General features: G+C 68.0%; 17 protein-coding genes. 8 read left to right on the top strand and 9 right to left on the bottom strand.

What is annotated here, in order from left to right:
- Positions 1 to 22: 22 nt before the first annotated feature.
- Together ASE83_RS17660 and ASE83_RS17655 are read left to right on the top strand one after the other, a co-directional pair.
- A complete protein-coding gene (locus ASE83_RS17660) occupies positions 23 to 1690 on the top strand; it encodes a helicase HerA-like domain-containing protein (RefSeq protein WP_055784782.1) in 1668 nt (555 codons plus the stop codon).
- Between the two features lie 4 nt (positions 1691 to 1694).
- Positions 1695 to 2624, top strand: coding sequence for an AraC family transcriptional regulator (locus ASE83_RS17655; protein WP_055784780.1), 930 nt, complete (start codon positions 1695 to 1697; stop codon positions 2622 to 2624).
- 150 nt (positions 2625 to 2774) lie between these two features.
- On the opposite strand, the gene ASE83_RS17650 is transcribed toward ASE83_RS17655, so the two are convergent.
- The 3 genes from ASE83_RS17650 to queF all read right to left on the bottom strand — a co-directional run bounded on the left by ASE83_RS17650 (position 2775) and on the right by queF (position 6944).
- Positions 2775 to 4055 carry a glycoside hydrolase family 130 protein gene (locus tag ASE83_RS17650; protein ID WP_055784777.1) on the bottom strand — a complete coding sequence of 427 codons (1281 nt, stop codon included), beginning with the start codon at positions 4053 to 4055 and terminating at the stop codon, positions 2775 to 2777.
- 38 nt (positions 4056 to 4093) lie between these two features.
- Positions 4094 to 6361: a glycosyltransferase family 4 protein gene (locus tag ASE83_RS17645; protein ID WP_055784774.1), complete on the bottom strand. Its 2268-nt coding sequence runs from the start codon at positions 6359 to 6361 to the stop codon at positions 4094 to 4096.
- A 139-nt stretch (positions 6362 to 6500) separates the two neighbouring features.
- On the bottom strand, positions 6501 to 6944 hold the full coding sequence (queF, locus tag ASE83_RS17640) for a preQ(1) synthase (protein WP_055784771.1): 444 nt from the start codon (positions 6942 to 6944) through the stop codon (positions 6501 to 6503).
- 29 nt (positions 6945 to 6973) lie between these two features.
- On the opposite strand from queF, the gene ASE83_RS17635 reads away from it, so the two are divergent.
- The 5 genes from ASE83_RS17635 to ASE83_RS17615 all read left to right on the top strand — a co-directional run bounded on the left by ASE83_RS17635 (position 6974) and on the right by ASE83_RS17615 (position 13236).
- The gene (locus tag ASE83_RS17635; RefSeq protein WP_055784768.1) at positions 6974 to 8521 is read left to right on the top strand and encodes a cryptochrome/photolyase family protein; all 1548 of its coding nucleotides are present in this window, start codon (positions 6974 to 6976) and stop codon (positions 8519 to 8521) included.
- Between the two features lie 148 nt (positions 8522 to 8669).
- Positions 8670 to 9491, top strand: coding sequence for a sulfurtransferase (locus ASE83_RS17630; RefSeq protein WP_055784765.1), 822 nt, complete (start codon positions 8670 to 8672; stop codon positions 9489 to 9491).
- Positions 9488 to 10681 (top strand): cystathionine beta-lyase, encoded by a 1194-nt coding sequence (metC, locus tag ASE83_RS17625; protein ID WP_055784956.1) that lies wholly within the window; start codon positions 9488 to 9490, stop codon positions 10679 to 10681. The genes ASE83_RS17630 and metC overlap by 4 nt, the downstream gene beginning before the upstream one ends.
- The gene (locus ASE83_RS17620) at positions 10678 to 11958 is read left to right on the top strand and encodes a mechanosensitive ion channel family protein (RefSeq protein ID WP_235513071.1); all 1281 of its coding nucleotides are present in this window, start codon (positions 10678 to 10680) and stop codon (positions 11956 to 11958) included. Before metC ends, ASE83_RS17620 begins: the two co-directional genes overlap by 4 nt.
- A 147-nt stretch (positions 11959 to 12105) precedes the next feature.
- Positions 12106 to 13236, top strand: a complete 1131-nt coding sequence (locus ASE83_RS17615) for a GNAT family N-acetyltransferase (RefSeq protein WP_055784762.1) — start codon at positions 12106 to 12108, stop codon at positions 13234 to 13236.
- A gap of 197 nt (positions 13237 to 13433) precedes the next feature.
- Here ASE83_RS17615 and ASE83_RS17610 read toward each other — a convergent pair whose 3' ends face one another.
- The 5 genes from ASE83_RS17610 to ASE83_RS17590 all read right to left on the bottom strand — a co-directional run bounded on the left by ASE83_RS17610 (position 13434) and on the right by ASE83_RS17590 (position 20064).
- Complete coding sequence (locus tag ASE83_RS17610; RefSeq protein WP_055784759.1) at positions 13434 to 13760, bottom strand: hypothetical protein; 327 nt, start codon at positions 13758 to 13760, stop codon at positions 13434 to 13436.
- On the bottom strand, positions 13760 to 15412 hold the full coding sequence (locus tag ASE83_RS17605) for a hypothetical protein (protein ID WP_055784755.1): 1653 nt from the start codon (positions 15410 to 15412) through the stop codon (positions 13760 to 13762). The genes ASE83_RS17610 and ASE83_RS17605 overlap by 1 nt, the downstream gene beginning before the upstream one ends.
- 18 nt (positions 15413 to 15430) lie before the next feature.
- Positions 15431 to 17248: a hypothetical protein gene (locus tag ASE83_RS17600; protein WP_055784753.1), complete on the bottom strand. Its 1818-nt coding sequence runs from the start codon at positions 17246 to 17248 to the stop codon at positions 15431 to 15433.
- The gene (locus ASE83_RS17595) at positions 17245 to 18765 is read right to left on the bottom strand and encodes an NAD(P)/FAD-dependent oxidoreductase (protein ID WP_055784750.1); all 1521 of its coding nucleotides are present in this window, start codon (positions 18763 to 18765) and stop codon (positions 17245 to 17247) included. Before ASE83_RS17595 ends, ASE83_RS17600 begins: the two co-directional genes overlap by 4 nt.
- Before the next feature lie 81 nt (positions 18766 to 18846).
- Positions 18847 to 20064, bottom strand: coding sequence for an argininosuccinate synthase (locus ASE83_RS17590; protein WP_055784748.1), 1218 nt, complete (start codon positions 20062 to 20064; stop codon positions 18847 to 18849).
- A 139-nt stretch (positions 20065 to 20203) separates the two neighbouring features.
- Here ASE83_RS17590 and ASE83_RS17585 point away from each other — a divergent pair, with 139 nt between their 5' ends.
- Complete coding sequence (locus ASE83_RS17585) at positions 20204 to 20527, top strand: EF-hand domain-containing protein (RefSeq protein WP_055784745.1); 324 nt, start codon at positions 20204 to 20206, stop codon at positions 20525 to 20527.
- 109 nt (positions 20528 to 20636) lie between these two features.
- Here the strand turns inward: ASE83_RS17585 and ASE83_RS17580 are convergent, their stop codons facing one another.
- Entirely contained in the window at positions 20637 to 24038 is a 3402-nt protein-coding gene (locus tag ASE83_RS17580) for a chromosome segregation SMC family protein (RefSeq protein WP_055784950.1), read from the bottom strand.
- Positions 24039 to 24046: the final 8 nt, after the last annotated feature.

Raw genomic sequence — 24046 nt, 5'->3', positions numbered from 1 at the left:
TGCGGATCATCTGGGACAGGCCATGACCGACACCGAACTCTTCCTCGGCGCGACCGCAGACGGCATCCGCCAGTCGCTGGTCCTGAAGCGCGCCAATCGCCACGGATTGATCGCCGGCGCGACGGGTACCGGCAAGACGGTGACCTTGCAGGGGTTGGCGGAGAATTTCTCCGCCGCCGGGGTGCCGGTGTTCGTCGCGGACGTGAAGGGCGACCTGTCGGGCATCGCCATGGCGGGCAGCGCGACCGCCAAGCCGCATACCGCTTTCGCCGAACGTGCGGCTGCGATCGGCGATAGCGACTGGCAATATCGCGATACGCCCGTCGTGTTCTGGGACCTGTTCGGCGAGAGCGGCCATCCGATCCGCGCGACGGTATCGGAAATGGGGCCGGTGCTGCTGTCGCGGATGCTGAACCTCAACGACGTGCAGGACGGGGTGCTGACCATCGCCTTCCACGTCGCGGACGAGGAAGGGCTGCTGCTGCTCGACCTCGAAGATCTTCAGGCGATGCTGGCCCATTGCGCCGAGCGCGCCGATGATCTCACCACGCGCTACGGCAATGTCAGCAAGCAGTCTGTCGGCGCGATCCAGCGCGCGTTGTTGCAGCTGCGCGGCCAGGGCGGCGACCGCTTTTTCGGCGAACCGGCACTCGACCTTGCCGACTTCATGCGGGTCGCCGAGGATGGGCGCGGCATCGTGTCGGTGCTGGCCGCCGACAAGCTGATGGCGTCCCCCCGGCTCTACGCCACCTTCCTGCTGTGGCTGCTGTCCGAACTGTTCGAGACGCTGCCCGAGGTGGGCGATCCCGACAAGCCGAAGCTCGTCTTCTTCTTCGACGAAGCACATCTGCTGTTCGACGATGCGTCCGACGCGCTGGTCGACAAGGTGGAACAGGTCGTCCGGCTGATCCGGTCGAAGGGCGTCGGCATCTATTTCGTGACGCAGAACCCGATCGACATTCCCGATGCGATCGCCGGGCAACTGGGCAACCGCGTGCAGCACGCGCTGCGCGCCTTCACGCCGAAGGAAGCGCGCGCGATCAAGGCGGCGGCCGAGACCTTCCGTCCCAACCCCAAGCTCGACGTCGCGCAAGCCATCACCGAACTGAAGACCGGTGAGGCACTGGTGTCGGTGCTGCAGGCCGATGGATCGCCCAGCCCGGTCGAACGCACGCTGATCCGTCCGCCCCGGTCACGCGTCGGGCCGGTCACGCCGATCGAACGCGGCGTGCTGATGCAGACCGATGCGGTCGGCGATCGGTACGACACGGCGATCGATCGCGAGTCGGCGGCGGAACTGCTCGGCGCCAAGGCGGAAGAAGCCGCCGCCGCTGCTGCTGCGACCAGGGCGCAGGCCACTGCCGACAAGGAAGCGGCGTTGCAGGCGAAAGAGGATGCGCGCCAGGCCAAGGAAGCCGAGCGCCAGCGCATCGCCGACCAGCGCGCCGCCGACCGTGCCGCGCGCGAGGACGAACGCGCGGCACGTGCCGCCGAGCGGGAGGCCGCCAACAACCCGTGGAACCGCGCCACCCAATCGGCGACGCGCTCCGCCGGGTCGGCGGTGGGACGGATCGTCGTCAACGAGATCGGCAAGCAGGTGTTCGGCACCACGCGCGGCGGCCGGGCCAAGAGCGGCGGGTTGGTCGGCGGGCTGCTACGCGGTGTCCTGGGCGGGCTGTTTCGCGGATAGCATCATGCAATTACAAGATATTACCGGCGGGACGGAGACGCCCGGCATTCCGCGCACGCTGTTCGAGATGCGGCCGGGCATGGCGATCCGCTATGACCAGCCCGATCCTGCGCTGGCCGACTATGTTACCGGCTATCATCTCTACGCCGCCAGCGGCCCGGGGGCGGCGGGGCTGGAGAACTGGTTCCTGCCCGGCACCGCCAATGTCCGCGTCACGCTGGACGCCGGGCCGATCGCGGTATCGATCGGCCGCTTCCGCAGCGATCCGCTTCCGCAGGCCAGCCTGTTCGGGCCGACCAGCCACGCGATCCACACCGTCACCAATGGCGGGGTGATGATCGGCTTCGGCATCAGCGCGCTCGGCTGGTCGCGCTTCTTCGATAGCGGGGCGGATCGCTATGCCGACCGGATCGAGCCGCTGGCCAAGGCAGCGCGACCGGGCTTCGCCGAACGGCTGGTGGCATTATTGTCGTCGGTCCGCGACGAACATGGCGTCAAGCCGGCGCTGGACCGATTCCTGCTCGCCGAAATCGGACCCAAGGCGGCAGATGAGGGCCAGATCCGCAGTATTGCGCGAATGGTGACCGACGACCTGCCCAATGCCGTGGCGGATACGGCGGCGGCGTGGAACATGTCGCCCGAGCGGCTGCGACGGCTATGCAGGCGGTATTTCGGATTCGTGCCCAAGACGTTGCTGATCCGCGCGCGGTTCCTGCGCTCGCTGGTGCCGTTGATCGAATCGAAGGGCGAGCTGGACTATTCGCGGATCGACCCCGGTTATGTCAGCGCGTCGCATTTCCTACGCGACGCACACGCGGTACTCGGCACCACGCCGCGTCGGTTCCTCCATGCGCAGACTGAATTTCTGGTCGCCAGCCTGCGTGCGCGGGCGGCGGTGCTGGGTAGCGCGACACAGGCGCTGCACCGGCTGTAGGGGCGGGGGGGGCGTGCCCTGCCTCGCCGCAAACGTCATTCCAGCGCAGGTTGGAATCTCTTGCGGTAGGCAGGACGCCCTTGCCACGGGGAGATTTCAGCCTGCGCTGGGATGACGTGTGGGGGGGGCAGGGCGACCGGCGCTCCCCCCTCACATCGCCGCGATCAGCGCCTCGATCGTCACGAACGCGAACGCGACCGAACTGTCGGCCACGCCGTACGGGATGAAGATCCGGTCACCATGGCGCAGCGCGCCGCAGGAATAGACCACGTTGGGGACATAGCCTTCGCGATCCTCGTTCGCTGCCGCCAGAATCGGTTCGCGGGTGCGGCCGATGACCTTGGACGGGTCGTCCTTGTCCAGCAGTACCGCGCCGATGGCGTATTTGCGCATCGCGCCGACGCCGTGGGTGAGCAACAGCCAGCCCTGATCGATCTCGATCGGCGGACCGCAATTGCCGATCTGCACCAGCTCCCACGGATAGACGGGCTTGAGCAGCAGCTCGCCCTCGTCCCAATGGGTCAGCGTGTCGGACTTGATGAGGAACAGGTTCTCCCCGTCCTGCCGGCCGATCATCATGTACTGGCCGTTCACCTTGCGCGGGAACAGGCCCATGCCCTTGTTACGCGCGGCGCTGCCGGTCATCGGCACCAGATCGAACGCACGAAAGTCGCCGGTGCGCAGCAGCTCCGACTGGATCATCGATCCGTTATAGGCGGTGTAGGTGCCGAGCCATTCGGCCGAGCCGTCGTCATGGGTGAAGTGGACGAGGCGCATGTCCTCCAGCCCCTTCGACTGCGCCTGGGTGATCGGAAAGATCACCGTGCCTGACAGCGTCGAATCGCGATGACGGAAGACAGTGACCTCGCCTTCCGGCGCCTCGTCCTCCTCACCGATCGCATCGGCGGCGGTGGCGAAGGGCGGCTCGGGCGCCAGTACCAGCTCGTTTTCGTCGGTGATGATGCCTTCGCGGAAGGCGACCGACGAAATATGGCCTTCGCCGACCGCACGCAGCGACATCAGGATACGCAGGCTGCCGTCGGGCATCCCCGACTGGTCGAAATGCGGCACGGCGCTGGGGTTCATCAGCGCGGCGGCGGCATAGCTGTATTCGTGGCAGAAATAGGCGCCGATCAGCTGCCGTTTCTCATCGCTGATCGTGCTGCCGTCGAGGCCGAGCACCGTCTCGATCTCGTCATAGCGCGTCATGAACACGCGGCGCGTCTGCCAATGCCGCGCTTCGAAGTCCTTCAGCACGGTTTCGAGCTGGGCGCGGGCTTCGGCGGGCGACATGGCCAGCACCTCCCCGACCAGCCGCTCGGTACGGCTGGGCGCCGAACCGTTACGCTGCCATGCGATATGAAAGGGGCGCACCACCACGCGCGAAGGGTCGGCATACAGCCGCAAGGGGTGGTTGTAGAGTTCCAGCATTCGCGCGTCCAATAGTCCCGGCCGAGGCCGTGGCCGGATCAGGCCACGGCGCGGCGCGGGTCTGCCACGGAAGCGCGACCCTTTGAAAGGGCGGAAATGGCGCAGGACGCCAATTGTAGCGCCAGAATCGACTCCGCCCCCTGATTCCGGTTCAATCCGGTCGGCATCAGCCCGTCGAAACAGCCGCCATCCTTGGCGGTTGCCAGCGGAAGGTCGAGATCGTTGGCGCCAAGATACCAGTTATAGGCCTTGATCGCCTCGTCGACCCAGCGCGTGTCGCCGGTCGCATCCCATGCCGCGATGCAGGCCTCGACCGTCGCCTGCGCTTCCAGCGGCTGCTGATCGAACGGCAGCGGTTCGGCATAGGGACGGCTGAAACTCTCTGTTCCGATGGCGCGGAACCGGCCTTCGGGCGAGGTCTGCTGCGCGACGATCCAGTCGAGCGTGTCCAGCCCTACCTTCAGGAAGTCGTCACGCTTCAGGGCATGACCGGCGCGGATCATCGCTTCGGGCAGGCGGGCATTGTCATAGGCCAGAACGATTTCGAACCAGCGCCATTCCGGGCGGCGCGCGGTATCTAGCAGCGTCACCAGTTCAGTGCCGAATCGCGTCGCGATCTCGGTCGCCAGCGCATGGCTCGGGTTGATATCGAGCATGGCGACCGCGCCCAGCATGGCGAAGGCGCGCGCGCGTGGGCTGCCCAGGTCGAGCGCGATCGACGCGGTCTGCTCGAACAGCGACATCGCCCAGTCGCGATGCTTGCGCGCCTGCGCATCGCGCGCGGTGATCGCCAGCGCCCAAAGCGTCCGACCATTCGAATCCTCCGACCCTTCATCCTCGCACCAGGTCCGGTCGAAATTCATGAAGTTGCGGAACCGGCGACGATCGGGGTTCCAGGCATATTGCAGGAACGAGGCATAGATCGTCGTCCACTTGTCCCGGACGATCGGGTCCAGATCCTCGATCTGCGACATCAGGATCAGCGCGCGGGCATTGTCGTCGATGCAATAGCCATGGCGACGGTCGGGTACCGAATAGATCGAATGCTGCAACATGCCGGTCGCATCGCTCATCCGCTCGACCGCGGCGAAATCGGGCTGCAGCGCGGTCAGATCGGTGCTGGGCCGCACCCGCAGGGGCCGGGCGGCGACCGCGCGGCCGATCTCGATCATCGCCGCTTCGGCAAGGCAGGGGAACAACATCGTCCGGCCACGGGCATAGGCACGGCTGGCCAGCGTCTCGCGCCGCGTGTCGTTACCCAGCAGGTCAACGATTTCACGCGCGAACGCCGCGGCATCGCCGAAATCGACGATAACGCCATGGTCGTCGGCAAGGATCTCGGTCGCATGGACATAAGGGGTGGAGACCACCACCTTGCCGACGCCGACCGCATAGGACAGCGTGCCCGACGTGATCTGCGCCGGATTGCTGTACGGCGTGACGTATAGGTCGGCGGCCTGCAGATAGTCGAGCAGTTCGTCTTGTTCGACGAAGCCGTCGAGGAAGCAGACATTGTCCGCAACACCGAGGGTCGCGGCCTGCGCCTTCAGCCTGTCACGATACGCTTCGCCCTCATGCGCGACCAGATGCGGGTGAGTCGCGCCCAGCACGACGTATAGCGCGTCGGGGTGCGATGCGGCCACGGTCGGCATCGCCTCGATCATCGTCTCGATCCCCTTGTTCGGGGCGAGCAGGCCGAAGGTCAAGATGACCGGGCGGCCGGTCCAGCCGAAGCGCGCCTTCATCGATTCGGGTCGCACGAACGGGCGATCGTGGACGCCGTGCGGGATGGTCACGATCTTGCGCGCGTCGGTGCCATGCACCCGCATCAGGATTTCGCGGCCCTTGTCGGCCATCACGACGATCTTGGCGGCGCGGCGCAGCAGTGCTTCGAGCACGCGGCGCTCGTCGGCATTGGGATGTTCGAGGATGGTGTGCAGCGTGATGACGACGGGCACGTTCACCCGGTCGAGCAGGGAGACGATATGTTCGCCGGCTGACCCGCCATAGATGCCATATTCATGCTGGACCCACACCGCCTGCGCGCCGCTCGCCTCGATCCGGCGCGCGGCGTCGAGATAGGCGATGCGGTCGTTCTGCGCGATCGCGTGGGTGACTTCCGGTGGATAGGCATAGGCGCCGGGCCGGTCATCCATGGCATAGACGTCGACCGCCATCGCTGGATAGCGATCGCGCAACGCATTGAAGGTATCCGTGGTGAAGGTCGCGAGCCCGCATTTGCGCGGCAGGAAATTACCGATCAGCGCGATGCGATCGAGCGAATCCAGGGCGACCCTCTGGTCCATCAGTGTTCCTCTTTGCGTTGCGGGGTCCGCGCGGTATCGGCGGTGTCCGCAAATAGAAACATTTCGACACGGTGAATGGTTGCAAGAATTGTGCGCTGCGACACGATTCTGTGTCAGGGCGTTTCGCCGCAGCGACGGGTCACCCGCGCCCGCGATATCCCGGCACGTCCTGATCGGGAATCCAAACCGCCTTCGGAGGTTCCCCCGACTGCCAGAAGACGTCGATCGGAATGCCGCCGCGCGGATACCAGTAACCGCCGATGCGCAGCCACACCGGCTGCATTTCCGCCACCAGCCGTTCGGCGATGCCGACGGTGCAATCCTCGTGGAAGGCGGCGTGGTTGCGGAAGCTGCCGAGGAAGAGTTTCAGCGATTTCGATTCGACGATGGTCGCGGCGGGCACGTAATCGATCACCAGATGCGCGAAATCGGGCTGGCCGGTCACCGGGCACAGCGAGGTGAATTCGGGCGCGGTGAAGCGCACCACATACGGCGTGGCGCGCGGGTTGGGAACATAATCGAGTTCGGCGGCTTCCGGCGTGGTCGGTAGCGGGCTGGCCTGGCCAAGAAATTTCGGGTCCATGGCCCCCATGTAGAAGGGACGGCGCACGAATGGAACGGGTGCTGATCCCGATACTGGGCGATCAATTGTCGCTCCAGCTGTCGTCGCTGGAAGATGCCGATCCCGACACCGCCACGATCCTGATGATGGAGGTGGTCGAGGAAGCGACCTATGTCCGCCATCATCCCAAGAAGATCGCGTTTTTGTTCGCGGCGATGCGCCACCACGCCACCGCGCTGACCGAGAAGGGGTGGACGGTCGATTATGTCCGGCTGGACGATCCCGACAATGCCGGCAGCTTTACCGGCGAGATCGCCCGCGCGGTCGAGCGGCACGATCCGACCCGGATCGTCGTAACCGAAGCCGGCGAATGGCGGGTGCAGGCGATGCTGGAGGCGTGGGAGACGATCTTCGGCATCCCCGTCTCGATCAAGGCCGACACGCGCTTCCTGTGCACCCACGACCGGTTCAGGGCATGGGCCGACGACCGGCGCGAACTGCGCATGGAGTTTTTCTACCGCGAGATGCGCCGCGAAACCGGTCTGTTGATGGACGGGGCCAAGCCGGTCGGCGGCAAGTGGAATTTCGACCACGACAACCGCAAGGCCGCGAAGCGCGACCTGCTGATCCCCCGACCCTTGTCATTCACCCCCGACGCTGTGACGCAGGAGGTGCTGGCGTTGGTCGCCGAGCGGTTCGGCGATCATGCGGGCACGCTCGACGGGTTCGATTTCGCGGTGACGCGCAAGGATGCGCTGCGCCAGCAGCGCGCGTTCCTGACCCATGCGCTGCCGGGGTTCGGCGACAATCAGGACGCGATGCTGACCGGCGAACCCTATCTGTGGCACGCGGTCCTGTCGCCCTACCTCAATGCCGGGCTGCTCGACCCGCTCGACCTTTGTCGGGCGGTCGAGAAGGAATATGCGGCGGGCAAGGTGCCGATCAACGCCGCCGAAGGTTTCATCCGCCAGATCATCGGCTGGCGCGAATTCGTGCGCGGCATCTATTGGCGCGAGGGGCCGGATTACGTCACGCGCAACTTTTTCAATGCGAAGCGCGACCTGCCGGCATTCTACTGGACCGGCGACACCGACATGCATTGCCTGGGCCAAGCGATCGGGCAGACGCTGGACAAGGCCTATGCCCATCATATCCAGCGGCTGATGATTACCGGCAATTTCGCACTGCTGATCGGCGCCGATCCGCAGCAGGTGCATCGTTGGTATCTGGAGGTCTATGCCGATGCCTATGAATGGGTCGAACTGCCCAATACGCTGGGAATGAGCCAGTTCGGCGATGGCGGGCTGCTGGGGTCGAAGCCCTATGCGTCGTCGGGTGCCTATATCGACCGCATGTCCGATTATTGCCGGTCCTGCCGTTATGACGTGAAGCAGCGTACCGGTCCCGATGCCTGTCCGTTCAACGCGCTCTATTGGGACTTCATCGCTCGCAATCGGGAGAAGCTGGGCAGCAATCACCGCATGGCGATGCCGTATAGGACATGGGATAAGATGGCCGAGGATACGCAGCAGGCGTTGCGCGGGCAGGCGAAGGGGTTTCTGAAGGCGCTGGATGAGCAGCCCCGGTACGAGGGTTGAGCGCATCCCCGCGCAGGCGGGGATCCAGAGCCAATCGCGGGCGGCCGCTTGTTCGACCCTGGACCCCGCCTGTGCGGGGGGTACGAATAGACGTGGATTAGCTGTCCCGATGCTTGACCAGCGTGCGAGGCGGCCTAAGCCTTCCTCCATGCAACCGCTCGTTTCCACCGCATGGCTCGCCGACCGGATCGGTACTTCTGGCCTGGTCGTCCTCGACGCGACCTTCGTGCCCGTACAGGGCGACCCGCCCCGCGACGAAGCCGCCGAGTTCGCCGCCGCGCATATCCCGGGCGCGCGCTTCCTCGACCTGCGCGCGCTGTCGACGGGGCAGGCGACCTCGCTGCCCGCCGCCGAGAAGCTCGCGGCGCGGCTGGGGGCGCTGGGGCTGAACGACGATGTGCAGGTCGTGCTGTATGACCATTCGCCGCACCATACGGCGGCGCGGGCATGGTGGCTGTTGCGCCGCTTCGCCCGCGCGTTGCCGGTCGCGATCCTCGATGGCGGTTTCGCCAAATGGCAGGCCGAGGGGCGGCCGGTGGAAGCCGGCGTCGATCAGGCGACACCGACCCGGTTCGATGCCGATCCCGATCTGGCGCCGGTACGGACCAAGGCGATGGTGCTGGCCGATGACAGCGCGCAACTGGTCGATGCCCGCTCGCCGGCGCGGTTCGACGGCAGCGAGCCTGATCCGCGCGGGCTGCCATCGGGCAATATTCCGGGCAGCACCAACCTGCATTATGCCCGCTTCTTCCATGACGACGGCACATGGCGGTCGCCGGAGGAACTCGCGGCGCTGTTCGCCGATGCGGGCGTCGATCTCGACCGGCCGATCACCACCACCTGCGGGTCGGGCATCACCGCCGCGATCCCCGCCTTTGCCCTGCACCTGCTGGGGCGCGACGCCGCGTTGTATGATGGGAGCTGGACCGAATGGGCCGCCGACCCGCAGACGCCGAAGGTGACGGCATGAGCAGCACCGACCCCTCGAACGCGCCGGAGACGCGGGTCGTCACCGGCGGCCGCCGCGATGAATGGACCGGGGGCGTGGTCAACGTGCCGGTCTGGCGCGCGTCGACGATCCTGTACGACGATGTCGCCGACCTGCGCGCGGCGGCAGGGGCGGATACCCACCACCGCCTCTATTACGGCCGGCGCGGCACCCCGACGCAATGGTCGCTGGCCGAGGCGCTGACCGAGCTGGAGCCGGGGGCGGAGGGCACGTTGCTCTATCCGTCCGGCGTCGCGGCGATCACCACCGCGCTGCTGGCGTTCCTGAAGCCCGGCGACCATCTGTTGCTGCCCGACAGCGCCTATGACCCGACCCGCGCCTTTGCGCAGGGTATCCTCAAGACGATCGGCGTCACCACGACGCTCTACGACCCGATGGTCGGCGCAGGGATCGCCGAGCTGATGACCCCGGCGACGAAGGTGCTGTTCCTCGAAAGCCCCGGCAGCCTGACCTTCGAGGTGCAGGACGTGCCGGCGATGACCGCCATCGCCCGCGGACGCGGCATCACCACCATCCTCGACAATACCTGGGCCACGCCGCTGCTGTTTCCGGCGATGGCGCACGGCGTCGATGTGACGATCATGGCCTGCACCAAATATGTCGTCGGCCATTCCGACGCGATGCTGGGATCGGCCACCGCCGCCGCCTCGCATTGGCAGGCGTTGCGCGACGCGACCTATCAGTTGGGGCAGCATGTCGGCCCGGACGACGCGGCGCTCGGCGCGCGCGGCCTGCGCACCATGGCGGTGCGGCTGAAGCAGCACGGCGAATCGTCGATCCGCATCGCCCGGTGGCTGGCGGACCAGCCGGAGGTCGCGCGGGTACTGCATCCCGCCCTGCCCGGTTGTCCGGGGCACGACATCTTCACCCGCGATTTCCGGGGCAGTGCCGGGCTGTTCGCCTTCGTCCTCAACGGCGGCAGCGATGCCGGCCGGGTCGCGCTGATCGACGGGCTGACGCTGTTCGGCATCGGCTATAGCTGGGGCGGCTTCGAAAGCCTCGCGCTGCCGATCGATCCGCATCGTTATCGCACCGTCACCCGCGCGGAGACCGAAGGGCCGATGATCCGGTTGCAGATCGGGCTGGAAAATGTCGACGACCTGATCGCCGACCTGTCCGCCGGCCTTGCGCGGTTCCGGGCGGCGCGGTGAACGACCTTGCCGCCGGGCTGGCCGGACAGGGACTGCCGGTGGCCGACGGGCGGGAACTGGTCGAGGCCGGCATCGTGGCGGGGCTGGTGCTGCTTGCGCTGCTGCTCGGCTGGCTGGCCGGGCGCTGGGCCGGCCCGCATCTGACGGCGCTGTGGCGCGACCGGGTCGGCGATCATGCCGTCGGCCTTGCCACCCGCATGTGCGACATCGTCCGGCATTTGGTGGCGGTCATCGCCCTCGCCCTCGTGGCGCAGGTCCGCGACTGGGGCGCGCTCGGCGATATCGTCGTCGGCCTCGCGCTGGCGGCGGCGGTCGCGCGGCTGGCGATGCAGTTGCTGCGCGGCGTCAACCTCGCCCGCTGGCTGGCATGGGCGGTGTCGTCGATCCTGTTCGTCGCCGTGCTGGCGCGGTCGGTCGGCGGGCTGGAGCCGATCACCACCACGCTCGACGCCATCGGCTTTTCGGTCGGGCGGCGGCGATTGTCGCTGTTGGCGCTGGTCAGCACGCTGCTGACCGCCGTGGTCCTCTACGCGGTGGTGCGCGTCGCCAACAAGCTGGTCGGCCATGCGGTGGGACAGGCGCGGAGCCTCGACCCCGCGCAGAAGCTGCTGGCGCAGAAGCTGGCGTCGATCGCGGTCATCATCACCGCCTTCTTCTTCGGGATCGACCTGCTCGGCATCGACCTGACGACCTTTGCGATCTTTTCGGGTGGGCTGGGCCTCGCGGTCGGCTTCGGGTTGCAGAAGACGGTCGGCAACCTGATCGCGGGTATCATCCTGCTGATGGACCGGTCGATCAAGCCGGGCGACGTGATCGTCGTTGGCGACAGCTTCGGCTGGGTGAACAAGATCGGGGTGCGCGCGGTGTCGGTCATCACCCGCGACGGCAAGGAGCATCTGATCCCCAACGAGAATCTGATGACGCAGGAGGTGGAGAACTGGTCCTTTTCCGACCGCAACGTCCGGGTGCGCATCCCGGTCGGGGTGGGGTATGAAACCGACCTGCGGCTGGCGCAGAAGCTGATGTTGCAGGCCGCCAAGGAAAGCGCGCGGGTGCTGCGCAGCCCGGCGCCCAATGTCTGGCTGATCTCGTACGGTGAATATGCCGTCGAGCATGAAGTCCTCGCGTGGATCAGCGATCCGGAACAGGGGGTCGGCAATGTCCGGTCGGACGTGCTCAACCGGTTGTGGGACCTGTTCGCCGAACACGGCATCAAGATTCCGGTGCCCCGGCGGGAGTTGATGTTCAAGGACGGGTTGAAGGTGACGAAGGACTGACCCGCTCGTCATTCCGGCAAAACCGGAATCCATGGACGGACCGATGTAGCGAACCTTGCGAAGCCGTTCGTATCCGTGGATCTTGGCCTGCGCCGGGATGACGCGTGGGGGCTACCGGAGCGTGCCGCCACCCCCTATCTTGCCCATGTGACGACCATCACCGCCCGCATCGCCGACGGCGTCCGCGCCGTGCCCGCCGACCAGTGGGACGCCTGCGCGGGCAAGGGCAATCCGTTCCTATGCCATGCCTTCCTGTCGGCGTTGGAGGAATCGGGCAGCGTCGGGCCGGGATCGGGCTGGCAACCGCTGCCGATCATCGTCGACGATGCCGATGGCGTGCCGCTGGCGATCGCACCGGCCTATGCCAAGGGACACAGCCAGGGCGAATATGTGTTCGACCATGCCTGGGCCGACGCATGGGAGCGGGCCGGGGGCGACTATTATCCCAAGCTCCAGATCGCGGCGCCCTTTACCCCCGTACCCGGTCCCCGGCTGCTGCTGCGCGATCCGGGCCAGGCGGGTACGCTGATCGGTGCGGTCGAGGCGGTGGTGCGGCAGAACGGGTTGTCCTCCGCCCACGCGACCTTCCTCGACGAAGGGCAATTGCCGGCGTTCGAGGCGGCGGGCTGGCTGACGCGGGCAGGCACGCAGTTCCACTGGGCCAATCGCGAGTATGGCAGCTTCGACGATTTCCTGAACGATCTCGCCAGCCGCAAGCGCAAGGCGATCCGCAAGGAACGCGCCGCCGCGCTGGACGGGCTGACCGTGCGGCACCTGAGCGGCCGCAATCTGACCGAGGCGCATTGGGACGCCTTCTGGAGCTTCTATCAGGATACCGGCAGCCGCAAATGGGGCCGCCCCTATCTGACGCGCCGCTTCTTTTCGCTGCTGTCGGAAACGATGGGCGACGACGTGCTGCTGATCCTGGCCGAACGCGATGGGCGGCCGATCGCGGGGGCGCTCAACCTGATCGGGAGCGATGCGCTCTACGGGCGCTACTGGGGCGCGGTGGAGGAGGTGCCGTTCCTCCATTTCGAACTGTGCTATTATCAGGCGATCGACGCCGCCATCGCGCGCGGGCTGCAGCGGGTCGAGGCGGGCGCGCAGGGCGAACACAAGCTGGCGCGTGGCTATGTCCCGGTGACGACCTGGTCGGCGCATTTCCTGCCCGATCCGGGCTTTAGTGCGGCCGTGGCCGAGTTTCTGGAGCGGGAACGTGCGGCGGTGGGGCAGGAGCAGGCGTTTCTGAGCGAGATGACCCCGTTCCGGCGGTCGTAGCGGCGGACTGATCTTTATTGGACAGGAACGTCATCCCAGCGAAGGCTGGAATCTTCCGGGTTTAGCGCGCGGCAGGAACCGCTTGAGGCCCCAGCCTTCGCTGGGGCGACGTTTGTCAGATCGAGCAGATACCAGCAGTGAACCGTTGATATCCCAGCCTGCGCTGGGATGCCGCCGTGGCGGCGGGGCGCTTCGCCCTACTTCCGGCCCATCAGCCCGCCCAGCCCACCGGGCAGCATGTCGCCGATCCCGCCCAGCGCACCGGGATTGATGTCGAGGCCCAGCAGCTGCGCGAACTGGCCCAGTGCATCGGGACCGCCGACTTCGGACAGGATCGCCTCGATCTGGTGGCGCGACACGCCGCTATGGTCGGCGGCTTCCTGCGCGGGATCGGCGTGGCCGGCGAACTTCGCCAGCAGGCCGAGGACGGTCTGCACCTGTTCCTGCGAAATCCCAGCCTTTTCGGCAATGGCGGGCAGGTCGAATTGGCCGGCCAGCTTCAGGGCGTTGTTCAGCAGGTCCATCAGTCTTTCCTTACCGGTTCGTTGGCCGCCATCTGTCGCGATGGGCGGCGGCGGGGTTTGGCGAACGGACGATTGCCCAGATCGCTCCATGTCAGCACGGGCGGCGGCACGCTATGGTCGATGCGGAACAGCGCGGAGCTGCCGTTGCGCCACAGCGGGATCAGCCCCTGTTCCAGCCGCCGGTCATATTTGGGCGGCCGGATCAGCCATACATAATCGAACGCGTCGCGCGGGAACTTGTACAGCGCCGCCGCGACCGGCCGCCAATATTCGCGCGGGCATTTGACGTCGGTGACCAGTTCCGAAGGATCGTGCGAAAACCCGCGCGCTTCCTTGTACTTGACCGTCAGCAACTGTCCGCCGGCCATCGACCATTGATCGTTGGCATAGGCCAGCCGGCGGGCGAGCGCCATGCCCGGCAAATGCTGCACGCGGGTCATGCGCCATTCGTTGTAGCAGGTTTCCCCAACGAACGTGACGAGCCGCGCGCCGACCGGCACATGGTCCAGCGCCGCCAGTTCGCGGTTGTAGTCGCGGTCGTACAGCCAGAAGCTGGCCGTCGTCGCCCCCATCCGCCCGACGAAGATCGCCAGGCCGATCGCCGCCAGCACCCCGGCGTGGCGGATCGACAGGCCGGGCTTGGGCCGGAGCGCGATCAGGCTGATCCCGAACAGATAGGGGACCAGCCGCATATCGGCATAGGCCGATCCGAACACGATGCGCGGCAACAGCACATAGACCGCGATCAGGAACAGCGCCGACAGGCCCAGATTGCGCGAATAGCCGATGTTGGGATCGCGCAACCCCTTGAACAGCACGAGGTAGAAGACGGCGACCGAGGCGAGGTCGTAGAGCTGCCAGCGGTCGCGCAGCGTCATCGTCATCCACTGCATCTTCGCGCGCCAGTTGAACCAGTCGGCGGTTTGCCCGCCGACATGGCCGCCCGAGCGCCACAACAGCATCAGCAGCGCGGGCGGCGCGAGGACGAGGCAGTGGAGACCGGCATGGAGCGCGGCGGCGAACCAGTTGCGGCGCTTGTCATGCTCGCGGATCAGCTCGGCCGAGGCGGCGAGGACGCCCAGCGTCCCCCAGCCGAACGTATGGGTCAGCCAGATCAACCCGGCTACGGGTACGAACACGACGCCGCGCAGCACCAGCCGCCCCTGCCGCCCCAGCCGCAGCCACAGCGCAAAGGCATTGAGCGCCAGCGCCATCGACAGCGCGAAATTGGCGAAGCCGAAATGGAACGGGAAACTGTAGACGATCGGCAGCGCGAACAGCGCGGTCGCGGGAATGCGGCCATGCACTTCGCGCGCGATCCAGAGCAATCCGACCGCGGTCAGCGGCGGGATGGCCAGGATGATGAGCTTGACCGCCGGTTCGAGGCCGATGAGCGGTTCGAGCAGCCAGACGAGCAGGTCGACGCCCAGATTGCCGATCAGGCTCCAGTCGAAATTATACCAGTCGTGGAACCATGGCGCCTGTCCGGTGTCCCACAGCTGTTGGACGCGATACCGGCCCATGTGGCCGGGCAGGTCGACCATCGGCGGAATGTCGGGCCACAACAGCGGCACCGCCGCCAGCACTGCCATCAGCGCGACGAACCAACGCGTCTGCCACCAGTTGAGCTGTTGCTGGGCGGAGAAAGTCATATCCTCCGTCCTTACGGGCTAGGCAGGCGGGCTCGCAAGAGGGCGAATGACCCGCCATGCCAATAGCGGCGAGTTCGGGATCGGCACCGGTTCCAGCCAGTCGAAGCGTTCGCCGTTCTCCAGCCGCGCCGACAGGCCGTGCGGGGCTTCCTTGACGAGGTTCACATTGTCGGGGTTGCCGGGGCAGCCGACGATATAGTCGATGCCATGCGCCGCGATCGGGCCGCGCGCGATGTCGGGTTTGGCCATCAGGCTCGTCAGGACGAACCGCATCCGGTCGAGATTGCGGTGGTGGCCGCTGGCGATCGGGCGCAGGTGGGTGAACAGGATGATGTCGGGGCTGATGTCGAGCGGGGCCAGCACCACGGCGCCAGCCGGCAGGACGTTCAACGCCCCGAAGTCCGGACGTTTCAGGCAATAGGGCCGCCGTCCGTCGCGGTAGCGCGCCGGGATATGCGCTTCGGCGCTGCCGGGCACGCCGATCGCCAGCAGCGCTTCGGACGCGACCGCGCCGACCGCCGCCAGGGTGAGCAAGCCTGCCAGCGCGATCGTTCGCCGGCCCGGCGCCGCGATGGTCCGCGCGATGCGCAGCCGCGCCTCGATGAACACGGCCATCGCCGGGACCGCCAGCGCGTTCGCCAGCGCGCCCGCCCGCAGCACCATCAGCGCACAGGCGGTAGCCCCGACCAGCAGGCCGAGCACTATCGCCCAGCGCCGCCGGGCGGCAGGGTCCACCGCCTGCCGCCAGCCGAGCCAGGTCGCACCGATCGACAGGAACGGCAGCGCAAAGGTCGCGACCACGACGGCCGGCCATTGTTGCCAGATCGGCAATCCTTCGGCGACATTGTCGAACCAGATGCGCCGGGTCAGCGGGTCGAGATTGCCGAACGGCCCTCCGGCGCAGTCGCGTACCAGCAGCACCATCGCGCCGAGCGTCACGATCCCGGCCAGCGCCAGCCAGCCGAAGCGGGCCGGCGCGCTGCGGGCGGGCAGCCATGTCGCCACGAGGATGCCGAGCGTGGCGGTGGCAAGGACGCCCAGCCATGCCGGCGACACCGCATCGCAGGCGGGCGCGAACATCGCCGGCCCGCGTGTCGCGACATGGAGCAGCGTCAGCGCCGCGATCAGCGTCGATGCCTGTGCGCGCAGCGCGGACCGGGCCTGCGGATCGGCGACCCACAGCAGGCCGCCCACGGCAAGCGTCAGCAATGCGAAGGGAAACCCTTCGAACGAGATCGAGACGAGGAACGCGGCGGCAACCCCCGCGATCATGCCCGCCTGCCATCCGCGCCGACAGATCAGCGCATAGGCCGCGCACAGGGCGGCTACCACCTGCCAGCCATGGTGATCGATCCGCAGCGGCTGAGCCTGGGCGATGATCGGGGCGGTCAGTGGCACCATCAGGATCGCGAGCAGCGCGCTCGGTCGATCGGACAATGCCCGCGCGATCGTGCCGACCAGCGCCATGATCGCCAGCAGCGTGAGCAGTGGGACGAGCACGATCGCGATCCGGTCGCCGACGACGGCGCCGAAGATCGGGCGCAGCACCGTCATCGCCGCCGCCAGCGGCAGGTCGACGAGGCGCGACCAGTGCATGACCTCGCCGCTGCCCGAAAAGCCATATTGGCTGACGTCCCACCAGCTTTGCCCGGCAAGCCATGCGCGGACCTCGAGCAAACGGAGCGTATCGTCGGGGTCGGGCAGTTGCAGACGGGCGATCCGCGAAGCCGCGACGGCGATCAGCACGCAGGCGGCCAGCGCCCAGGAGATCAGCAGCGGTCGCGTCAGCCCCGCATCGGGTGGGGCCGGCAGGTCCCGCCGGCCCGCTTCGCTCACGCCGCCGCCCGGATCGGGGTCGGCACCGCGCGGACGCTGGCCAGCGCGGCCTGTTCGCCTTCGCGGCCGGCCTCGTGATATTCGGCGTCCTCGTTCACCTGCCACACGTCATGGACGCGCGCGCCGGCCAGGATGTTGCGGACGGTCAACATCGCCGTCATCATCGCGTGATCCTGGTTGTTGTAGCGGTGCATCCCGTTGCGGCCGACCATGTGCAGCGTCGGGAAACGCGTTTCCAGTTCGGTGCGCAGCGCCTCCACCCGGTCGGCATAGCCTTCGTCATAGACCGGATAGGCTTTCGGCTGGCGCACGACGGCGCCGCCGACCACGTCCCGGGCATCGACCAGCCCGAGCGTCGCCAGCTCTCGCGTCGCCTGTGCGATCAGGTCGTCGTCGCTGCTGGCCCACAGCCCGTCGCCTTCGAAACAGAAATATTCGAGTCCGACACAGGCGATCGCCGGATCGGGCACCATTTCGGGCGACCAGCTGCGGAAATTCTGGACACGGCCGACCTTTACCCGGTTGTCGTGGATATAGATCCAGTTGTCGGGGAACAGGTCGTCCGACCGGATCATCAGCGCGACGGTCAGGAAATCGCGGTAGCGCAACGCGCTGGCGTCGGGCAGCGTCGCGGGCAGCGGATGGATGCGCGACGCCAGCTCGCGCAGCGGGGCCGAGGAAATGACATGGCGCGCGGTGATGATCCGGCTCGAATCATCGGCACGGTCCGTCGCGACCATCCGCCAGCAGTCTGCCACCGGATCATGTTCCAGCGTGCGCAGCGCATGGCCCATCAGCACGGTGTTGCCGCCCGCGACGACATGGTCGCGCGCCGCTTCCCACATCATGCCCGGCCCTTTGCGCGGATAGCGGAAGCTTTCGAGCAGCGTCTTGGCCGCCATGCCGTCGTTCGGCGTGCGATTGAGGCCCAGCGAGCGCTTCAGCCCGTCGAGCACCGCCGCGCCGAGGCTCAGCCCCTTGATCCGCTGTGCCGCCCAGTCCGCCGACATGGTGTCGCACGGCATCCCCCACACCTTCTCGGTATAGGTCTTGAAGAAGATCGAATAGAGCTTGTGGCCGAACTGATTGACCACCCAGTCCTCGAACGACGCGACCGTGCGGCGTGGGAACAGCTTGGCCTTGGCATAGCTTGCCATGCACAGCGCCGAGGTGAAGAGGCCGAGATTGCCCAGCGCCTCGAACGCGCGCAGCGGGTAGCTGTAGAATTTGCCGCCATAGAAGATGCGGCTCATGCGCGGGCGGTCAATGAAGTCGTCGGGCAGGATCTCGTTCCACAGCGCGACCACTTCCTGCGACTTCGAAAAGAAGCGGTGGCCCCCGATGTCGAAGCGGAAGCCGTCATGCTCGACGGTGCGGCTGATCCCGCCGACATAGCGCGGGTCCTGTTCGATCACGGTGACGGACAGGCCCGCCTTCGTCAGCAGATAGGCGGCGGTCAGCCCGGCCGGCCCGGCACCGACGATCGCCACGTCCACATTGTCGCTTGCCACCCGCATAACTCCCCGCTTCGTTCGAACCGGTCGGTGCCATGCGAGTGGCTAAAATGTAGTTAAGGCAATCTTACCCGGCGACGGGAATCAGCGATCCCGCCGGCCCAGCAGGCGCAGGCGCAGCGCGTTGAGTTTGATGAAGCCCGCCGCGTCGCGCTGGTCATAGGCGCCCTGATCGTCCTCGAACGTCACGACCTTTTCGCTGTACAGCGAATTGGGAGAACGGCGGCCGATGACATGGACGCCGCCCTTGTACAGCTTCAGCCGCACTTCGCCCGACACCTTGTGCTGGCTGTGGTCGATCGCCGCTTGCAGCATCTCGCGCTCGGGGCTGAACCAGAAGCCGTTATAGAGCAGCTCGGCATAGCGCGGGGCCAGTTCGTCCTTCAGGTGCGCGGCCCCGCGGTCGAGCGTGATCTGTTCGATCGCGCGGTGGGCGGCGTGCAGGATGGTGCCGCCCGGCGTCTCGTACATGCCGCGCGACTTCATGCCGACGAAGCGGTTCTCAACCAGATCGAGCCGGCCGATGCCATGCGCGCGGCCCAGCTCGTTGAGCTTGGCGAGCAGCGTCGCGGGCGACATGCCTTCGCCATCGACCGCCACCGCGTCGCCCCGTTCGAACGCGACAGTGATGACCTGCGGTGTGTCGGGTGCTTCCTCCGGGCTGACGGTGCGCGAGAAGACATAGTCCGGCACCTCGTCCCACGGGTCCTCCAGCACCTTGCCCTCGCTGGAGGTGTGCAGCAGGTTCGCGTCGGTCGAGAAGGGCGATTCGCCGCGCTTGTCCTTGGGCACCGGAATCTGGTGCTGTTCGGCAAAGGCGATCAGCGCGGTGCGGCTGGTCAGGTCCCATTCGCGCCACGGGGCGATGACCTTGATGTCGGGCTGGAGCGCATAATAGCCCAGTTCGAAACGGACCTGGTCGTTGCCCTTGCCGGTCGCGCCGTGGCTGACCGCATCGGCGTTGACCTGACGCGCGATCTCGATCTGGCGCTTGGCGATCAAGGGCCGTGCGATCGAGGTGCCGAGCAGGTACAGCCCCTCGTACAGCGCGTTCGACCGCATCATCGGGAATACGAAGTCGCGGACGAATTCCTCACGCAGGTCGTCGATGAAGATATGCTCGGGCTTGATGCCCATCAGCTCGGCCTTCTTGCGCGCCGGCTCCAGCTCTTCGCCCTGGCCGAGATCGGCGGTGAAGGTCACCACCTCGCAATTATATTCCTGTTGCAGCCATTTCAGGATGACGCTGGTGTCGAGGCCGCCCGAATAGGCAAGCACGACGCGGTTGATGGACTCGGCCATGGGCGGGCTCCTTCGAGGTTAAGGGTTCGGCGCGCGGTTAGGCGACACGGGCCGCACACGCAAGGACGCGCGCTTGCGCCGCGCGTTACGCGATGCAATCCTGTCGTGCATTTTCTCTTTTCGGAAAGAAGCTGACCCGATGTTGCTCGCCATCCTCGCCCTTGCGCTGCAGACCGCTCCCACGCCCGCCCCGGCCACGTCGCCCGCGCCGGTCGTCGAACCGGCAGCGGATGACGAGGCCGAGTTCTTCGCGATGTTCGACACCGACAAGGACGGCACGATCAGCAAGGCCGAGTTCGACGCGATGAGCATGAAGATCGACGCGGAGGCGGCAAAGCAGGACCCGTCGCAAAAGGGGCAGGCTGCCGCGGGCCTCGCCACCGCCTTCGCGCTGATGGACCAGAACAAGGACGGCAGGATCACGCGCGAGGAGTTTCGCGCGATCGTGAAGGCGGGGCAGTAAGGGGCGATCGAAGCCAGGACGTCACCCCAGCGAAGGCTGGGGTCTCCCGCAGCGAGGCGCGCGCTCTCTTACGGCAAGACTCCAGCCTGCGCCGGGGTGACGCGTTCCTTCATTCCGCCGCCAGCAATCCCGTCGCGCCGCCTAGGTCGACCGACACCAGCCGGCTGACGCCGCGTTCGACCATGGTGACGCCGAACAGCCGGTGCATCCGGCTCATCGTCGCGGCATTGTGGGTGACGATCAGGTAGCGGGTGTCGGTGTCGGCGGCCATGCGGTCGAGCAGGTCGCAGAACCGGTCGATATTGGCGTCGTCCAGAGGCGCGTCGACCTCGTCCAGCACGCAGATCGGCGACGGGTTGGTCAGGAACAGCGCGAAGATCAGCGCGACGGCGGTCAGCGCCTGTTCGCCGCCCGACAACAGGGTCAGCGATTGCAGCCGCTTGCCCGGCGGCTGGGCGAGAATTTCGAGGCCGGCCTCCAGCGGATCGTCCGAATCGACCAGTTCCAGCCGCGCCTGCCCTCCTTCGAACAGCGCGCCGAACAGCCGGCGGAAATGGCCGTCGACCGCCGTGAACGCCGTCAGCAGCCGTGCGCGCCCTTCCCGGTTGAGCGTGCCGATCGATCCGCGCAGCCGCTGCACTGCCTCGGCCAGTTCGGCGCGGTCGGCGGCCGTCGCGCCCTGTGCCGCCTCCAGTTCGGCCAGTTCGGTATCGGCGATCAGGTTGACCGGGCCGATCCGGTCGCGGTCCGCCAGCAGCCGGTCGTGCGCCGCCGCCTCGACCGCCGCATCGCCGACGTCCGCGCCGACGAAACCGATACGCGGCAGGAGCGGCGGGGGGCATTGGAAGCGTTCGCCCGACAGCCGCCCCATCTCCAGCCGCCGCTGCTCCTGCGCCTCCGCCCGTGCCTCCGCGCCGGCGCGCCGTTCGCGGGCGGCGGCGAGCAGTTCGGCGATCCCGCTGGCCGCGTGCTCGGCGACGCGCAGCCGGGTTTCGGCGGCGGCTTCGGTCGCGGCGGCGTCGGTTACGGCAGGGTTCAGCGTGGCAAGTGCGCCCTCTACCGCCGCCAGTTCCGCCGCCAGCGCGGCGGGCCGGTCGCGCAGGGCGGCGCGGTCGGCGGCGATGGCGGCGATCCGCGCATCGACCTCGGCGATCCGGTGGCCGGCATCGGCGGAGCGCGCTTGCCATGCGGCGACCTCCGCGTTCGCCGCCGCATGGCGATCCCGGTCGCGGGTCAGCGCGGCGTCGAGCGACACCCGCGCCGCGCGGGCATCGGCGACCCGTGTCCGCGCGGTTGCCGCCGCCGTCGCCAGCGCCGCCACCCGTCCGGCGGTGGCGCTGCGGTCAGGGAGTTGCCCAAGGGCCGCATCGGCGCGGTTGGCTTCGTCCTGCGCCTCAATCCCATCGCTGCGAATCCGCTCGAGTCGGGCGGCGACGTCGTCGGCACGGGCCTGCGCCCGTTCGATCGCGGCGGCGGCGCGGTCCTCGTCCCGCAACGCAGCGCGCGCCTGCGAATCGGCTTGGTCGAGCGTCTGACGCGCGGCGGCCAGCGTCGCGCGGGCTTCCCCGATCGCGGCATCGGCGGCGGCCAGTGCGCCATCGGCCCCATCGCGTCGCGCGACCAGCGCCGGGCGTTCCTGCCCCAGGGCGCGCAGCCGGTTGGCGCGGGCGAGGCGTTCGGCAGCCGCCGCGCCCGATCCGGCCTGGGCGCGCAGTCCGTCCCACCGGCGCAGCGCCCCGTCGAGCGTCACCAGCCGCTGCCCGACCGCCAGCGGCAAGCCGTCGTCGCGATCGACCACCAGCACCTGCGCCAGCCGCTGGGCCAGCGCCGGGGCGGCGACCTGCGCCGACAGCCGTCCGATGCCGGGCGGGATCGCCGGCCCCTCGACCGGTGCGGCGTCGGCGTCCCAATAGCGGTCGTCGCCGGGATCGGTCCCGGCGTCGAGGTCGTCGCCCAGTGCCGCCGCCAGCGCCGCCTCGAATCCCGGTTCGACCACCACCGAATCGATGACCCGCGCGCGTCCGCTGCGCCGGAGCGCCCGTTCCAGCGCGGCGATTTCGCCCTCCAGCGCGGCAAGTTCGGCGGCGGCGGTCGCGCGGTCGGCCTGCGCCCGCCCGCGTGCCTCCTGCGCGGATCGTTCGGCGGCATCGGCATGAGCGATGGCGGCGCGGGCGGTGTCGGCGGTAGCCAGCGCGCCAGCGCGACGCTCGACCGCCGTCGCCCGCTCGGCGATCAGGGGGCCGAGCGCAGGCAGCGCCGCCTGTTCGGCCAGCGAGCGCGCCTCGTCGCGGCGGATGCGGTCCAGCCGGGTGCGCGCCGCCTCCTGCGCGGCGGCGGCCACGCGTGCCTCGGCCAGTTCCGCCGCCTGCGCCGACAGCGCTTCGCCTTGCGCCGCATCGGCGACCGCCGCCGCCTCGGTCGCCTTGGCCAGTGCGGTGTCGAGTTCGGGCAGGCGGGCGGTTGCACCCTCGATCGCCGTCGCCAGCGCGGCAGTCTCCTCGGTCAGGCGCGCGACCGCACCGGCAGCGTCCGTCGCCAGTCTCGCCTCGCGCGCGCGGTCCTCGGCCAGTCGAGCGGCCTGCGCCTCCAGATCGGCCAGCCGCCGGGTCGCGGCCTGCGCCTGCGCCTGCAACCGGTCGCGGGCATGGGCGGAGTCGCCGACGCGCTGGCGCAGATCCTGTGACGCTGCCCGTGCAGTCGCCAGCGCCTGCGTCGCCGCCGCCTGTTCGGCGATGCCGTCCGCCTGTGCGGTGCCATGGGCGGCGACCAGTGCCTCGGCGGCGCCCGCCTCGGCTTTCGCCGCGGCGGCGGCGGTCGCGGCGTCGCGCCAGCGGGCATAGATGGCGCGGCCTTCGGCGATGCGGATCGCGTCGGTCAGGTCGCGGTAGTGCGCGGCGACCCGCGCCTGCCGTCGCAACACGGCGACGCGCGCATCCTGTTCCTGCGCCATCTCCCCCAGCCGGTCGAGATTGGCCTCGGTCGCGCGCAGCTTCGATTCGGCGTCGCGGCGGCGGACGTGCAGGCCGGAGATGCCGGCGGCATCCTCCAGCATCGCCCGGCGTTCGGCGGGGCGGGCGGCGATGACCGCGCCGATCCGGTTCTGGCTGACCAATGCCGGCGAATGTGCGCCGGTCGCGGCATCGGCGAACAGCAGCGACACGTCCTTCGCTCGCACGTCGCGGCCGTTGATGCGATAGGCGGAACCCGCGCCGCGTTCGATCCGGCGGACGATCTCCACCTCGTCGCCGGCCGCATCCTCGGCAAGGATCGCGACCTCGGCAAAGTCGCGTTGGGGGCGGGTTTCGGTGCCGGCGAAGATGACGTCGTCCATGCCCGCGCCGCGCAGCGACTTCGCGCTGTTCTCGCCCATGGTCCAGCGCAGCGCTTCGAGCAGGTTCGACTTGCCGCAGCCATTGGGTCCGACCACCCCGGTCAGCCCGCTTTCGATCACCAGGTCGGCGGGGTCGACGAAGCTCTTGAACCCGCTCAGCCGCAGCCGCCGAAGCGTCAGCCCCGGCG

Origin of the sequence: Sphingomonas sp. Leaf32, assembly GCF_001421765.1 — a bacterium.
Taxonomy (GTDB): domain Bacteria; phylum Pseudomonadota; class Alphaproteobacteria; order Sphingomonadales; family Sphingomonadaceae; genus Sphingomonas.
Note: the sequence above shows the minus strand (reverse complement) of the source record. Positions and strands in the feature narration are given on the sequence as shown.